The sequence below is a fragment of the Candidatus Tisiphia endosymbiont of Stenodema calcarata genome (genome assembly GCF_964030695.1).
Classification (GTDB): Bacteria; Pseudomonadota; Alphaproteobacteria; order Rickettsiales; family Rickettsiaceae; genus Tisiphia.
Window position 1 is genome coordinate 1,381,199 of record NZ_OZ034911.1, and the last position, 13,354, is coordinate 1,394,552.

Sequence of the window (13,354 nt, forward strand, 5' to 3'; positions counted from 1 at the left end):
AATTTTCCAATTTTGCAAAATTAACTAACAAAAAGAAAGCAGAGATCTGTATTCATAACTTTTGAGGCTATTTTTTAGATCTCCGCACTAAGATGAAATTAAGAGACGACTTAAGTTCCCGTACATGCTTGACTAGCAGCAGCAGTACTAGCTACCATGTTTATAATTTCGGGAGCCTTAAACAATATTATAACACCAGTCACAATAACCAATGCAACTTCCCATTTTAATTGACCTCTAAGAGTTTGAATCCCTAGAACAACTATACCAATAATTGCTATACCACGAGCTGTATTACCACGAAACGTTTTGATCATCTTACACAATACATCACCTACTGGATCAGTAGTAGTAGCAAAAGCATCCGATGCTGTAGTAATTAGAGCAATGCTACAAAGGATAAACAGCAAACGCCACACAAAACCACTATCAAACTGTTCAGAATAGGACCTACAAATATTCATATTTTACCTCGTTAACGAATTATTTTAGACATGTGGATGATTCTATACTGTACATTTTTACAGTTCAAGGATTAATATAGGGTGATCGTAATCTAATTGGATAATTGCTGGAAAAGAAAGGTTTACGTGGTGTTTTAGTCACAATTTTTGCAAGTTTAATTAATACTCCCGATGTTATCTCTGCACTTTCGGATGTCATCAACTATGATTTTAAACCGATGTCTTACATTAAATTGAGGTTACACTATGTAGTTCTCTTTTGTGGGTAACTTCCAGAGTCTTTTTCTAACTTCTCAAAATGCAATAGCCCGTAGGCAAAAGCTATAATTGTAGGAATCATAATAATCAATATCCCCCAATTGCCAAAATAGTCAATAATATAAATGAAACCAAAAGAAGTAATAACGTACATCAAAGCACGAGATACAGAAAATATCACGCTAACACAGGTAAAACGTTTAAATATAGGAAAGCTTTTATAAAAAATTGGAGCAGCAGAGGTATGACAGTACTTAAATAAAATAATGACTATCTGAATGAGAAATAGCTCAAACGGAAAATGAAGATTATTTAGCCAATATGGACAAAATAAAATAACAATAGAATATATAATAAGTATAATTTTTGCGGTTAATAATGGATATACTCTGTAACTTACATAAGATAATATTGATAAGATTAAGAACTCTAATACAGAGACAATAAAATTATGATGAATAACCTCAATTGATGTATAACCAAAATCAGTCTTGAGAATAGTACCACAATGCAGATAGATAAAATAAAAACATACCGGTGTAGAACATTCTAATAAAAGGAACGCTATTATTGTTTTTTTATTAATTTTTTCATTAACGACTGGATCATTATATAATGCTTTTATATCAATATTAGCTTTCTCATATTTCTTTTTTAGTATAAGTTTTGCATTAGCAAATTCAGGTGTTTCCCGCAATGTTGTTTTAGCAGCAAAACCAATCAATGCCACTATTGCACCTATCCAAAATGCTAGACGCCAGTTAAAACCATAGGAAGTAACAAGTGAGGCAATTCCTAAAGCACCCATACTTCCTAAGACAGCAGATAGCCCTACCAATGTCACACTTACATACTGGATTGGTGGGTTAATTGTTTCGGTTAAATAAAGTCCTGCCCCTACTATCTCCCCCATAGATGTCATGCCTTGAACAATACGGCAAATTGTTATTATCCAAGTAGCAGCTACTCCTATTTGAGCATAGGTAGGAAGATTAGCCATGACAAAACATGATACAGCCATCATAAAAGTTGTAATTATAACAGTAGATTTGCGTCCTATATTATCACCCAACCAACCAAATATTAAGGCACCAACCGGCCGAAAAACAAAGGTAGTACAAAAGGCAAAAGACATCATTAAAGAAGTGAAGTGAGAATCAGCAGGTTCAAAAAACAACTCATTAAGAAATGCTGCCATATGAATATATAACATCAAGTCAAAATATTCTAAAAATGTACCAATTGAAAGTAAGCCCACTGCTTCTTTCTGTTCTCTAGTTAGACTTCTCTGTTCATGCGGATACTTTATCATTTATTTTTCTCCTTTAATGTTAAAATGAGCTTATATATTCTGCTACTTTAAAGAATTGGAGTCTACTTAACCTCAAGTATCAATGTAATAAATTAATAGTAGGCTCAAGTAATCATCGCCATTAGGGGTCACCCTTGTCATTATGTCACTCCTACTCGCCATTATGTCATCCAAACGAAAGCTGGGATATAAAACCATATAACATACCTTTTATGCTATTTTTTAGACCTCTGCCTACGCACAGGTGTGACATTCGAAGGCAAGGATGGACTATTAAACAGATGTCTTACATCGAATTTAGGTACATTATATAAATTTTTTAGATACTGGATTTTCCATGAGTCTCTTAGCTATCTCACTATCTGATATGGAATCGTTTTTTGTAGATTGCATATATATAGCTACTAATTCTAGCATTTTATCACAAAACTCAGATTGTAGCATTTGAGAAGCTTCTAGCTTTTGCCTATTCATTAAATCTATAGTCTCAAGTTTTTTGCTTTCTAGAAACTTATCAAATTCTTCGTTTTGCTGCTTAATTATATTATTGGCAGTTTCTTTGCCATCTTTGATCATTTTTTCTCTTAAAACTTCAATCTGTTGTATTTGGACTGCAGCATTTTCAAATAACAACGTCATATCTTCGTTAAGCTTTTGGGCTTCTAAGACTTGGTCTTTGATAGCTGTAATTTTGTCATCTAACGATTTTAAAATTATATTTTTTATCGGTCTATAGACTAAATACACAAAAATTAGGAAACAGATGGCTAGCCAAAATTTTTCGTCAAACAATTGCATTATTTTATCTTTTTGTAAGATTCTTTTAGTAATTCTAAATCAACTTCTTGATTAGTAATTTTTTGAATTAACAATTTTGCTAAATCGATGCATGAGTCATTTTCATCAATCCAAAATAATTTATTAGTTGTTTCTATATCATGACGATTATTGGCAATTTGTGCTTTCAACTCATTATGGAGTTGAATTTTTTTTGATAGCAGAGATGCTTCCATTGCATCCCTAGCTTCTTTTTTAATATTTTCCACTATATTTGATATCTCTGCTAATGTACTTGCATATTGCTTGTGCAAGCTATCAGCTTTTTCCCCAAGACTTTCTGCACTAGCAATATTGCTATCTATATAAGCTTGCCTATTCTCAAGAATCTTTTCAGTTAGCGGTGCAATGAACTTATGAACTAGAAGGTATAAGGTACTAAAAACAACCCCCAGCCAAAAGATTTGTGAACAATAAAAGGTAACATCAAATTGAGGCATAGTTATTTAAGAAAATATTAATAAAATTGCAATTACGAACGAGAATAAGCCCATAGCTTCCGTAAGTCCAGCTCCAATGAATGCCATTCTTTGTAATTGATCAGTAGCTGAAGGGTTACGGGCAATTGAAGACAGCAATGCACTGAATATACTACCTACGCCAATAGCAGCACCTGACATACCAATAGCCATTAATCCTACACCAATAAATTTTAGAGATGTTCCGTCCATATATAAGCTCCTAAATATAAAAAATTCTAGGTTCTTGCGTATGACTTCATTTTTATCTATAAGAGCATAAAAATGAAGCCTTCGCAAAACCTAATGTGAATTTACAGCATCATTCAAGTATACACAAGAAAGAATTGTAAATATATAAGCTTGAAGTATTGCTATAAAAATTTCAAATCCAACAAGGATCACAATTAGTGGAATTGGCAAAAATTTAAAGAAAATCATTAATGAAACTATAAATCCTGCCATCACCTTTAGTAATATATGTCCTGCCATCATATTAGCAGCTAACCTTAAAGATAAACTTATAGGTCTTGCTAGATAGGCAAATAATTCTATCAAAATCATAAGCGGAGCTAGCCAAGATGGCGTACCTTTAGGCAAAAATATTGATAAAAAATGTATACCGTGATTAATAAAACCGATAATTGTAACCATAAAAAATATCATAATTGCTAAGGCAAATGTTACTATAATATGGCTAGTAACAGTGAATCCGTAAGGAAGCATACCGAGCAAGTTACATAACAAAATAAACATAAACAAAGTAAAAATGAACGGTATAAACTTACGCCCCTTTTCTCCAACATTTTGATTGAGCATCACTGTAATTATATCATAAATTATTTCAGCACTAAGCTGTAATCTAGATGGTATAATTTTTTTACCTTTTAAGGCTAAATAAAAATAGGAGAGGCTTACAACTCCAGCAAGTAACATAAACAAACTAGAGTTAGTAAAACTAATATCGAAACCAAATAAATTAATTTCTACTAGTTTCTTTATTGCAAATTGATCTAAGGGACTATGGGACATTATTTCTTATTTAGTTTTTGCCAAATTATTTTAAAACCTGCAAGCATACCTATCAACAAAAATATTATAATACAAAATGGTTTAGAATTAAACAATTTATCTAATGTAAAACCAATAATAAACCCCAGCATCACACTAGAAAACAAATCTAACGCTATAGCCAACGCATCAATTTCTTTTTTTGGATTAAGTTTAGGGTGAAAATGATTATTTGTTTGATTATTTGCTTTAAGTGTCTTAATCCTTTTTTGTATCTTATCTAACTCTTTTTGTTCCAACATATACATTAATACAAAGAAGTCTATTTAAACCTCAATTTCGGATTAATGAAATTAATCCGAAATTGGAATGAGAAAGTAAACAATCAGGCTTAAAGCGGTTTGACGCCTGATTGTTAAATATGTTTGTCCACAAACGGAGAGTAATAAGGTAATATTTGACTCAACTTCTATTTGGTCAAGGGAGCAATTAGCATCAGGTTTACAGAGCTTGCTAGTTAATCCAGCAATGAATTGGTTTAATCTTACTATAGTTGCTGAAAATGATGAGCAACAGCAATATTTAACCACCGCTGAACGCAACATGCTAGCCCAAATGCTAGAAAAAACCCTAATGGATATATTTAATAATCCGGCTTCTAATTTTTATAGTCAGATTCATCAATTTTTCTTGAATTTATCAGCTTTTGGTACTGCAATATTCTATGTTGAAGAAGATTTAGAATTAGCACAGACCCTGTTCTTTCGTAATATTAATTTGCAGGAATGTTATTTTGAAGAGGATAAGTTTGGTTTTGTTAATACAATGTACCGACTATTTAGCATGCCGATAAAATCGGCATCAGCGAAATGGGTAGACTTTGCCCCTTTCAAAGAAAGGTTAGCCCGAAATCCTGATGAAATAGTAGAAATATTGCACATAGTTAGCCCACAAGCTCAAAATCAGAAAAGTAAAGGTAGAAGAACAATGGTAACAGCTAGTCCTTCAACATCTAGCTCATCGCTACTGCCCTATAGTTCAGAGTACATCTATCTCGCTGAACAAAAAATTATCAGTCAATCAGGTTATTCTTATTTCCCATTTTTTGTAACGCGGTGGGTAAAAGAAGAAGGTGAAGTATATGGTTATGCTCCGGCTCATCATGTGCTACCTGATATTAAATTACTCAATAGTTTAAGACAAATTACCCTAAAAGTAGCCCAAAAACAACTAGACCCACCATTATTAGTGCCAAAAGATGGATATAATACTAATTCCCTAATTTAAATTAGTATAAATAGTAGAAAAAAGATGAGATTATGTTATAATATTCCAAGTTTATGAATAAATTAAGGAAAGGAATATAATGGGATGTCATCAAAGATTAATAACAGAAGAGTTATACCAACGTGCTATTGAGCAACTTGCAAGCATGAACCGAGATAATAGAGTTGCTATTAGACTTATGGCTATAATTGCTGCTAAAGAAAATGGTGTTGGTGTAGTATGTAAGGTATTTAATATAACAACCAATACGCTTAGGAACTGGGTAAAAAGCTTTGCTCAAGGTAATGATAAAAGCCTTGAATATAAACAAGGTAGAGGACGAAAAAGTAAATTAACAAAAAATTGTTGTGAAGCAATAAATAAATGGTTACAAGACGATTGTAACATGACAATAAAAAATATCATCATAAAACTTAAAGAAAATTTGGAGATTGATGCTAGTAAATCGGTTGTACATAGAGTATTACAGAAACTTAAATTTGCATACATTACCCCAAGACCAGTGCATTACAAACAGAATAAAGAAACTCATGAAGGGTTTAAAAAAAACTTCAAGAAACAATAACAAATAACCCTAGCAGTTACTTGTATTTCTTTGATGAATCACGTTTTGGGACTCATTCTAAATTAGGTTATGGTTGGTTTCGTAAAGGTAGCAGAACTCAAGTTAAAGCCAAAATGGGCTTTCAAAATTTCTATGTTTATAGTGCGGTTAACCCAATCACAGGTGATGATTTTACTTTAATGATGCCAAATGTCAATACCGTTTGTTTAAATATATTTTTGGCAGAGATGTCTAAACAGATAGGAGAACAAAAAGCGATTATTGTTATGGATTGTGCTGGATGGCACAAAGCTAAAGAGCTAATTATTGCAACAAATATAGAAATTCTTTATTTACCCCCATATTCTCCTGAATTGAATCCTTACTTTTACCCACAATTCTGGGAGAGAAATATAGATAATATTTCGATACTTTCTGTAAGATTTTCGTAGCCCCTCCATAGTGTCATAGTTCCTGGTAATTTATCATTTTTTCTATTCATAAATCCTCCTAATTTACCAAGCCAGATAATAGCTTGTTTCATAGTTGGAGGTTCTTCAGGTATGAAAATAGTTTTATGCTCTCGAATATAAAGAGTTTGCCATTCTTGTGAAGTTAAAATCTTAGTACACACTTCTTGCGGATGAGATATTGCTACTTTTGATAAATATAAAATTTTAAATGCAATGATGCTTTTTATGGCAATTAATTTTTCTAGTCTTTCTTTTGTAGCTAAACGAGAATTTTCTATTTTACATCCAGATTTTAGAACTCTGAAATATTCTTCAATTCTCCATCTTAACTTATACCAATTTATCCTTTCAATCGTATCTTCAAAATTACTGACAGGAACATTAGTTAGCAAGAGCCAATCAATTGCTTCCACTCCTTTAGGGGGGACTTGTTCTTTAGCTCTTACAACATAGAGCACTACTTTATCACTGATTTTGTGTTCAGTATTTTTTGAACCATATAATGAAGGGGTTCTAATTGGTATTAAACCAAACATATATTTTATTTCAATATTTGCCATTCTTGCTGCTTCATTGTTCTTTTTTGGAACTTGAATTACTATTTCTTTCTTTGCGGATATCTGATTTATATGGGTTTGCAAATTTGTTTTTCTTCCCTCTGTAGAAATAAATTTTCTATTTTGTCTATTACGAACAATAAACAAACTACCCTTTTCTTGACACGACCATAATAGTTCAAAGATATCTGCTTCTCTGTCACCAATAGTTATAACTTTAGTATCTTTAGGTATAATATGCATAGTGTCCTTAAGTGCTGCTATCCACTTATAACTTTCTTTATCTTCAGTAGAAGATATATATTTTCTTCTTGATTTTTCTTGTGCAGTTTCTTCACGTATAACACGAGCCCAACATTGTTGAGAAGATAATCCTAAAGGTAATCCTTCCATTGTAAACATCAAGGCACTATGCACAATCAGCCCCATTTTATGTTTTGTATAAGACTTTGAGACGCTACCGAGCCCTTTAGTTTTAATATGAGAATCAAAATCTAGGTATGTTGTATCCTGAACTGAAAATACAAACTCATTACCTTTAATCCTTTCTTGTGTTTCTTTATAATGTGAATAATAAATTCCCGCTGGATCAAATTTTTTATTGCTAAATAATCTATACGCTCCTTTAGCCTCTTTCCAACTTCTGCAACTTTGATTTATTGAACCAAAAGCTTTGCTTTCTATAAGTGAGCTAGTTTTAATAAGTCTTTTTATAAGCCTTTGATCTCCAAAGTTAACATGCCTAAATTCCCTTTCTAACCACTTATCACCTAAGTTGTAAGCATTAGATAACGCTTGCATATTCCTCATTCTTTCCCCTTCTTATATTTTAAGTATATAATTCAATATTAGTTTATACTTAATTTTATATTTGTGGGTAAAAGTAAGAATTGAATCCGACAGAAAAATTGTGGCAATATTTAAAGTCTAATACTATAAAGAATAGAGTATATGACACAATCGAACAACTAGAAATAGTAGTATGTTCCTGCCTTAAAAATTTAAGTGCCTCACTAATTAAATCGATTTGTTGTATGAATTATTTGCTAAATTAAATTAGGGAATTAGTATTACTTACCGCTATACACTACGCCGGGCAGTGTTAATTTCTATCGTAACGGTATGGCAGATAAAATAATGCCCCTAACTGGTATGGAGAATATCCTACCGACTGAAATCGAGCAGAATCAATGCCGCGATGCTATATTTAAGGCATTCTATGTTGATATATTCAGAATGCAGAAAGAAAACAAAGAAATGACTGCCACTGAGGTGCAAATTAGAACGGAAGAACAATACCGTTTAATGTCCCCGATGGTTGGAAGAATTGAGAGTGAGTTGTTAAATCCGTTAATTATGGCGATATATCAAACACTAATCAAATATAACAGAGTACCGATCTTAGAGGGGGCAAATAGCCCACCTGAGATAGAGATTGGATATGTTTCACCACTATCTAGGGTACAAAAAACATCAGCAATAGCCAGCGTTGAACAAGTATTAGGTTTTTTCCAAAGAAGTGGTATAAGTAACTTTTTTCCTGAGATTTATGATAATATTAACTGGGATGAGTGTTTTAAACTATTTTTTGAACTACGAGAAGCCCCAAGCTCAATCCTCAAGAGTGAACAAGAAGTATTACAAATCAGACAACAACGTAAGATGATGCAAATGCAACAGTTGCAACAACAACAGATACAAGGACAATAAAATGAAACTATCAATTAACTCGGGAGCAACTCAATCTCCACCCACAATAGTGACAAAAGAGCAATTAAAATCAATTTATTTGCAGATTTTTAGTGGAGAAGATGGTAGAATAGTATTAGAAGACTTGGCTCAATTAAGTGGTGTGTATCACAGCAACTTTATACGGCAAGAAAGCAACTACACCGCTTTCAATGAAGGCATGCGAGCTTTGTTTTTATACATATGCTCGCAAGCGTCAAGAGATGATGGAGTTAATAATATTGATGGTGCTAAAATAGAGTAGTAGTTTACAATAGTAAAAAAATAGTTTTTAAACAGACAAATGTGGTTTTTTATAATGAGGATAATTTATGAGCAGTAAACCGCTGATATCGTTGGACTATGCAATTAAATATTTACTCAAGAACAAAGGTGACTATGAGATAGTCGAGGGATTTATTTCGGCGATACTTAGAGATGTCGGCGGCTATTCAGCAGTAAAAATCATTGCCTTACTGGAGAGTGAAAGTAATAAAGAAAGTGTAGACCTAAAAAAAAGCATTGCTGACGTTGTTGTTGAAGACCAACAAGGTCATAAATATATTGTTGAGATAGATCGCACTTATACTAGCTTGTTTCTCCATAAAGCTTGCTTTAATACTAGCCGGTTGATTGTTGATAGTATTTATGCGAGTCAAGATTATGCTAGCATCAAAAAAGTATTTCATATCAACTTAATATATTTTGCTTATGCAGGTATGAAATCGCCTTTATATTACGGTAAAACTATTTTTAGAGAAATCGATAGAGAACATCCTATAGACCTGCATCTTGCTGATACAGAGGGTAAGGTAGTGGATATTCATAATGTATTTCCAGAATATTTTGTTATTTCCGTACCACTTTTTGACGATATTATAAAAAAGGAAATGGATGAATGGTTATATTTTGCTAAACACAATGAGGTTAGAGATGATTTTAAATCACCTTATATGAAGAAAGTAGCTGAACGACTTAGCATCCTAAAAATGACTACAAAAGAACGTATAGCTTATAATAGATATGTCAATGAATCCTTAAAACAACGTGATTATATAGTTTCAGCTGAGCAAAAAGGTAGGGAAGAAGGTAGGAAAGAAGGGTTTGAGAAAGGTGAAGAAAACAAAGCTATAGCTACAGCAAAAGAAATGTTAATTGATAATGAGCCAATAGAAAAAATAGTTAAATATACAAAACTAACCATTGAAAAAATAGAACAGTTAAAAAAAGAAATAGAAGTGTTAAAAGAAGAATAACCTATGAGTAAAGAAGTAACTGCTAATAACTATGAAACTAGTCCTAATTCCTTTGGTAATGATTGGTTAGCTAATATGCCTGAGGAAATACGTAAGGCTGAGTCACTGGGTAAATTCAAGGATGTCTCATCTTTAGCTCAGAGCTATTTGGAAGCAGAGAAAAGCTTGAATCAACGAATTGCCATGCCAAAAGATGATAGCTCTGATGAAGAATGGCATAAATTTTATTGTCGACTTGGACTGCCTGAAGATAAGAGATATACTGATAAACGACCCAAGGAAGATGAGGAGTACTTAACTCGTTATGAAGACATGTTTTACCAAAGCGGACTATCTAAAAGACAAGGTGAGAAGCTGCTTAATTCTCTGTATGGTTTTTCGCAGGATTTACAAAAACAGCAAAAAAATGCTATCGAGCAAACACGTCACTCTCACATTGGTTGGTTGAAAAACACTTATGGTGAAGGTTTTGACAGTAAGATGACAGTGATGCAGGCAGCCTTGTCTAAGTTTGGTACTAAAGAACTAGCTGAATTAATTGAAGATTCCAATTACTCGCCAGCCCTAGTAGATTTGTTAGTTAGGGTTGGTGAAACTTTAAAATCCGACTCGTTAGTAACTGGTAAAGAGCTACCTGCAATTAATAGCCGGGAAGCTGCATTGTCAGAGATAGAAAAACTTGATTCTGACCCTGAGTTTATGGTAAAATTAAGGACTAAAGACCATACGGGACATGATCAAGCTGTTAGACGTATGCAACAATTATATAAGATCGCTTATGATAAAAAACAATAAAAAATAACGTAACCAACCAATCATTAAAGTCATGAAGTAGGTGACAACTCATTTAAGGCTGCAACTTCGCAATAACCTATCATAAAAGAGCCACTAATAGCATATATACCCGAAAGCTTGTTAGCTGCATAGCGGACAACAACCACATTCTAGTATAAATGATATAGCACTTTAAATATTGATAGATTATTTGAGGAGGAAAAATGGAACAAATAACAGATGGTCTTAAAGAACAATTTGCCAAAAATATCAGCCTAGTTATTCAACAAGAAGGTTCTAAGCTGCGAAAATGCGTTACTAATGGTACGCAAGATACTGAAGTAATTAGCTTTGAGTCAATGACTACCCATGAGGTCGAGAGTAGAGCTAGACACCTAATTGATCATAATGGCTTACATGGACATTATGCTGATGATGGAGACCCTGCTAGATTAGAACAAATAGAATTTAAAATTCCTACTATTTCAAGACGCTTTTTGACGGCATCAAGCTATCATTGGAACGCTACCATGGATAGAAATGATAAGTTGAACTTATTAACCGACCCCACCTCACATTTTCCTAAAATGGCAGGTTGGGCAATGGGTAGACAACAAGACCGGGTAATTATTAGTGCTTTTGCCAGTCCAGTCAGAGCAGGACGGACAGGCAATAATGTGATTAACTTTGATGTAGCTAATAATGTGATACCGGTAGGAATTAGGGTTACTGATGCTAATTTAACCTTAAATGCTCAAGCTGCAGTTGCTGGCAACAGAGGTATCATTGACTCGAAAAGAGCTGGGCTAACTGTTGAGAAACTAATTAAAGCTCATCATATCTTAAAAAAACGCTCTTTTGGTATGTATGATAAATTATACTTACTATGTTCAAGTAATCAAATCTCCGACTTGTTACGCGACCCGCAAATTACCAATTATGACTATAATAACGTTAGAGCTTTAGTGAGTGGTGAAGTTAATAGTTTCTTAGGATTTACCTTTATTACTAGTGAGATGTTGGGTGGTATATTTGATGATACTGGGAATGCTAATCACCCTAGATATGCTGTAAAGGATTGCTATGCCTTTAATGAAGGAGCGATAAGGTTCAATACTGTCAACGGTTCTAGCAAGAAAGGCATAGAAGAGCTAGTACAATATCATTATGCCAAGGTGCTATATTACAGTGAAGCCTTTGGAGCTAGCCGTGATAATGAACAAGCAGTAGTAGTAATTAAATGTTTAGAGAATTACGATCGTAGCAGCCATCAAGGGGTATTGTGGGAAGAAATAGCGAAAAAGAATCACCGAAGAGGTGTACATAGCATAACAATGCCATGGCAGATGTTTGGTAGTCAGTGTCGTAATGTTGATAATAAGGCGGATATCAATGATAATGATTTAGCAGTAATGGCTAACAATAACTTAGCTACTAGGGTACGAGGGCTTAACATGAGAAGAGCGGCTGCCGGTGCTGCTGCTGATGTTGGTGATGATTTTGGTGGTGTTGATGCTGATGATTTTGCTGATGGTGCTGTTGATGTTGGTGGTGGTGACATTGAGGACGATAACTTTGGTGGTGGTATTGTTGAGAGTGAGAATGAGGATGATGCATAACTACAAAATTTATTCATGGAAAATTTGTATTATTTGTAGTTGAGTGTAACTACCGTGAAATATGATATTATCAAGAAGGCAGTAGTACTACTTGGATCAAATGTTGGTATTAGTAGCATTGGTGGTGGCAGGATATCAAAAGCCGAAGAATTATGTGAGGAGTTTGTTAATCCTGCTATTGAAGATACTGTGCTAATGGTTAAATGGTCATTTGCCTTACGGAGAGTCGATAATATCGAAGGTAATAGACAAAACTTCACTGAAATACCGGATATTAATGATTGTATTAAATGTGCAGTAATAGTGCCATCTAACCTGCAATTTTACAGTGAAGCAGGTAAGATTCACTTTAAAGGGGGTAAACTTACCTCGCTGTTTTACTATAGCAGAAACATCGTTGATAATTTGCTAAATAATGATACGACTATTTGGCAACAAGTGCCAAGCAGCTTTAAGTTATTAGCGGCTTTATCGTTAGCCTCACAAGTATCATTTGCTATGTATTCTGATAGTGTGTTTACTGATGGACTAAAGAAACAATATTTGATCAAATTAGAAGAAACAAGAAGGATTTACTCGGTTGATTATAACCTAATTAATTCCGGTGAAGTATGATGAGAACTATAACTAATATTTAAATAAAAAATTTTTAATAATATTGCATAAAAATAGAAAATAACTGATTGACATGTAACTATAGGTAGAATATAAATAATATTAGGGTAATTACTAATAACCTTCGGGATAAGGATAAGTCTTTAAAGGATGTGAGCAAT

The 13,354-nt window shown here is 33.3% G+C and carries 17 protein-coding genes; 9 read left to right on the plus strand and 8 right to left on the minus strand.

The genetic code is table 11. From position 1 onward, the window contains the following. Positions 1-110 precede the first annotated feature (110 nt). From ACQH1W_RS06530 to ACQH1W_RS06560, 7 genes are all read right to left on the minus strand, one after another. A complete protein-coding gene (locus ACQH1W_RS06530) occupies positions 111-464 on the minus strand; it encodes a TrbC/VirB2 family protein (RefSeq protein WP_375332714.1) in 354 nt (117 codons plus the stop codon). A gap of 244 nt (positions 465-708) precedes the next feature. Then, a complete protein-coding gene (locus ACQH1W_RS06535; protein WP_375332713.1) occupies positions 709-2,034 on the minus strand; it encodes an MFS transporter in 1,326 nt (441 codons plus the stop codon). A gap of 306 nt (positions 2,035-2,340) precedes the next feature. Then, the gene (locus ACQH1W_RS06540; protein WP_341762720.1) at positions 2,341-2,832 is read right to left on the minus strand and encodes an ATP F0F1 synthase subunit B; all 492 of its coding nucleotides are present in this window, start codon (positions 2,830-2,832) and stop codon (positions 2,341-2,343) included. Continuing rightward, complete coding sequence (locus ACQH1W_RS06545) at positions 2,832-3,311, minus strand: ATP F0F1 synthase subunit B' (protein ID WP_341762721.1); 480 nt, start codon at positions 3,309-3,311, stop codon at positions 2,832-2,834. Before ACQH1W_RS06545 ends, ACQH1W_RS06540 begins: the two co-directional genes overlap by 1 nt. 6 nt (positions 3,312-3,317) lie before the next feature. Beyond that, positions 3,318-3,542: a F0F1 ATP synthase subunit C gene (locus tag ACQH1W_RS06550; RefSeq protein ID WP_341748043.1), complete on the minus strand. Its 225-nt coding sequence runs from the start codon at positions 3,540-3,542 to the stop codon at positions 3,318-3,320. Between the two features lie 90 nt (positions 3,543-3,632). Further along, the gene (locus ACQH1W_RS06555) at positions 3,633-4,361 is read right to left on the minus strand and encodes a F0F1 ATP synthase subunit A (protein ID WP_375332712.1); all 729 of its coding nucleotides are present in this window, start codon (positions 4,359-4,361) and stop codon (positions 3,633-3,635) included. After that, positions 4,361-4,642: an AtpZ/AtpI family protein gene (locus ACQH1W_RS06560; RefSeq protein WP_341761575.1), complete on the minus strand. Its 282-nt coding sequence runs from the start codon at positions 4,640-4,642 to the stop codon at positions 4,361-4,363. Before ACQH1W_RS06560 ends, ACQH1W_RS06555 begins: the two co-directional genes overlap by 1 nt. A 169-nt stretch (positions 4,643-4,811) precedes the next feature. Between ACQH1W_RS06560 and ACQH1W_RS06565 the strand changes: the two genes are divergently transcribed. The 3 genes from ACQH1W_RS06565 to ACQH1W_RS06575 all read left to right on the plus strand — a co-directional run bounded on the left by ACQH1W_RS06565 (position 4,812) and on the right by ACQH1W_RS06575 (position 6,623). Further along, entirely contained in the window at positions 4,812-5,627 is an 816-nt protein-coding gene (locus ACQH1W_RS06565) for a portal protein (protein ID WP_425361210.1), read from the plus strand. Positions 5,628-5,706: 79 nt separating this feature from the next. Beyond that, a complete protein-coding gene (locus ACQH1W_RS06570) occupies positions 5,707-6,192 on the plus strand; it encodes a helix-turn-helix domain-containing protein (RefSeq protein WP_375332711.1) in 486 nt (161 codons plus the stop codon). A gap of 20 nt (positions 6,193-6,212) precedes the next feature. Then, complete coding sequence (locus ACQH1W_RS06575; RefSeq protein ID WP_341762724.1) at positions 6,213-6,623, plus strand: IS630 family transposase; 411 nt, start codon at positions 6,213-6,215, stop codon at positions 6,621-6,623. Here the strand turns inward: ACQH1W_RS06575 and ACQH1W_RS06580 are convergent. Then, positions 6,560-8,002, minus strand: coding sequence for an IS4 family transposase (locus tag ACQH1W_RS06580; protein WP_375332710.1), 1,443 nt, complete (start codon positions 8,000-8,002; stop codon positions 6,560-6,562). The genes ACQH1W_RS06575 and ACQH1W_RS06580 overlap by 64 nt on opposite strands. Before the next feature lie 321 nt (positions 8,003-8,323). On the opposite strand from ACQH1W_RS06580, the gene ACQH1W_RS06585 reads away from it, so the two are divergent. The 6 genes from ACQH1W_RS06585 to ACQH1W_RS06610 all read left to right on the plus strand — a co-directional run bounded on the left by ACQH1W_RS06585 (position 8,324) and on the right by ACQH1W_RS06610 (position 13,193). Beyond that, positions 8,324-8,911 (plus strand): portal protein, encoded by a 588-nt coding sequence (locus ACQH1W_RS06585; protein ID WP_375332709.1) that lies wholly within the window; start codon positions 8,324-8,326, stop codon positions 8,909-8,911. A 1-nt stretch (position 8,912) separates the two neighbouring features. Further along, entirely contained in the window at positions 8,913-9,194 is a 282-nt protein-coding gene (locus tag ACQH1W_RS06590; protein ID WP_341762733.1) for a hypothetical protein, read from the plus strand. A 67-nt stretch (positions 9,195-9,261) separates the two neighbouring features. Beyond that, entirely contained in the window at positions 9,262-10,185 is a 924-nt protein-coding gene (locus tag ACQH1W_RS06595) for an Rpn family recombination-promoting nuclease/putative transposase (RefSeq protein ID WP_425361022.1), read from the plus strand. A 3-nt stretch (positions 10,186-10,188) separates the two neighbouring features. Then, complete coding sequence (locus ACQH1W_RS06600; protein ID WP_341762731.1) at positions 10,189-10,980, plus strand: hypothetical protein; 792 nt, start codon at positions 10,189-10,191, stop codon at positions 10,978-10,980. Between the two features lie 203 nt (positions 10,981-11,183). Continuing rightward, entirely contained in the window at positions 11,184-12,578 is a 1,395-nt protein-coding gene (locus tag ACQH1W_RS06605) for a phage capsid protein (protein ID WP_375332708.1), read from the plus strand. A gap of 54 nt (positions 12,579-12,632) precedes the next feature. Further along, positions 12,633-13,193 carry a hypothetical protein gene (locus ACQH1W_RS06610; RefSeq protein ID WP_375330755.1) on the plus strand — a complete coding sequence of 187 codons (561 nt, stop codon included), beginning with the start codon at positions 12,633-12,635 and terminating at the stop codon, positions 13,191-13,193. Positions 13,194-13,354 lie beyond the last annotated feature (161 nt).

What these genes read in the sequence shown, in the direction of transcription:
- ACQH1W_RS06530 (WP_375332714.1), bottom strand. Translation starts at nt 464, where the DNA reads ATGAATATTTGTAGGTCCTATTCTGAACAGTTTGATAGTGGTTTTGTG.
- ACQH1W_RS06535 (WP_375332713.1), bottom strand. Translation starts at nt 2,034, where the DNA reads ATGATAAAGTATCCGCATGAACAGAGAAGTCTAACTAGAGAACAGAAA.
- ACQH1W_RS06540 (WP_341762720.1), bottom strand. Translation starts at nt 2,832, where the DNA reads ATGCAATTGTTTGACGAAAAATTTTGGCTAGCCATCTGTTTCCTAATT.
- ACQH1W_RS06545 (WP_341762721.1), bottom strand. Translation starts at nt 3,311, where the DNA reads ATGCCTCAATTTGATGTTACCTTTTATTGTTCACAAATCTTTTGGCTG.
- ACQH1W_RS06550 (WP_341748043.1), bottom strand. Translation starts at nt 3,542, where the DNA reads ATGGACGGAACATCTCTAAAATTTATTGGTGTAGGATTAATGGCTATT.
- ACQH1W_RS06555 (WP_375332712.1), bottom strand. Translation starts at nt 4,361, where the DNA reads ATGTCCCATAGTCCCTTAGATCAATTTGCAATAAAGAAACTAGTAGAA.
- ACQH1W_RS06560 (WP_341761575.1), bottom strand. Translation starts at nt 4,642, where the DNA reads ATGTTGGAACAAAAAGAGTTAGATAAGATACAAAAAAGGATTAAGACA.
- ACQH1W_RS06570 (WP_375332711.1), top strand. Translation starts at nt 5,707, where the DNA reads ATGGGATGTCATCAAAGATTAATAACAGAAGAGTTATACCAACGTGCT.
- ACQH1W_RS06580 (WP_375332710.1), bottom strand. Translation starts at nt 8,002, where the DNA reads ATGCAAGCGTTATCTAATGCTTACAACTTAGGTGATAAGTGGTTAGAA.
- ACQH1W_RS06585 (WP_375332709.1), top strand. Translation starts at nt 8,324, where the DNA reads ATGGCAGATAAAATAATGCCCCTAACTGGTATGGAGAATATCCTACCG.
- ACQH1W_RS06590 (WP_341762733.1), top strand. Translation starts at nt 8,913, where the DNA reads ATGAAACTATCAATTAACTCGGGAGCAACTCAATCTCCACCCACAATA.
- ACQH1W_RS06595 (WP_425361022.1), top strand. Translation starts at nt 9,262, where the DNA reads ATGAGCAGTAAACCGCTGATATCGTTGGACTATGCAATTAAATATTTA.
- ACQH1W_RS06600 (WP_341762731.1), top strand. Translation starts at nt 10,189, where the DNA reads ATGAGTAAAGAAGTAACTGCTAATAACTATGAAACTAGTCCTAATTCC.
- ACQH1W_RS06605 (WP_375332708.1), top strand. Translation starts at nt 11,184, where the DNA reads ATGGAACAAATAACAGATGGTCTTAAAGAACAATTTGCCAAAAATATC.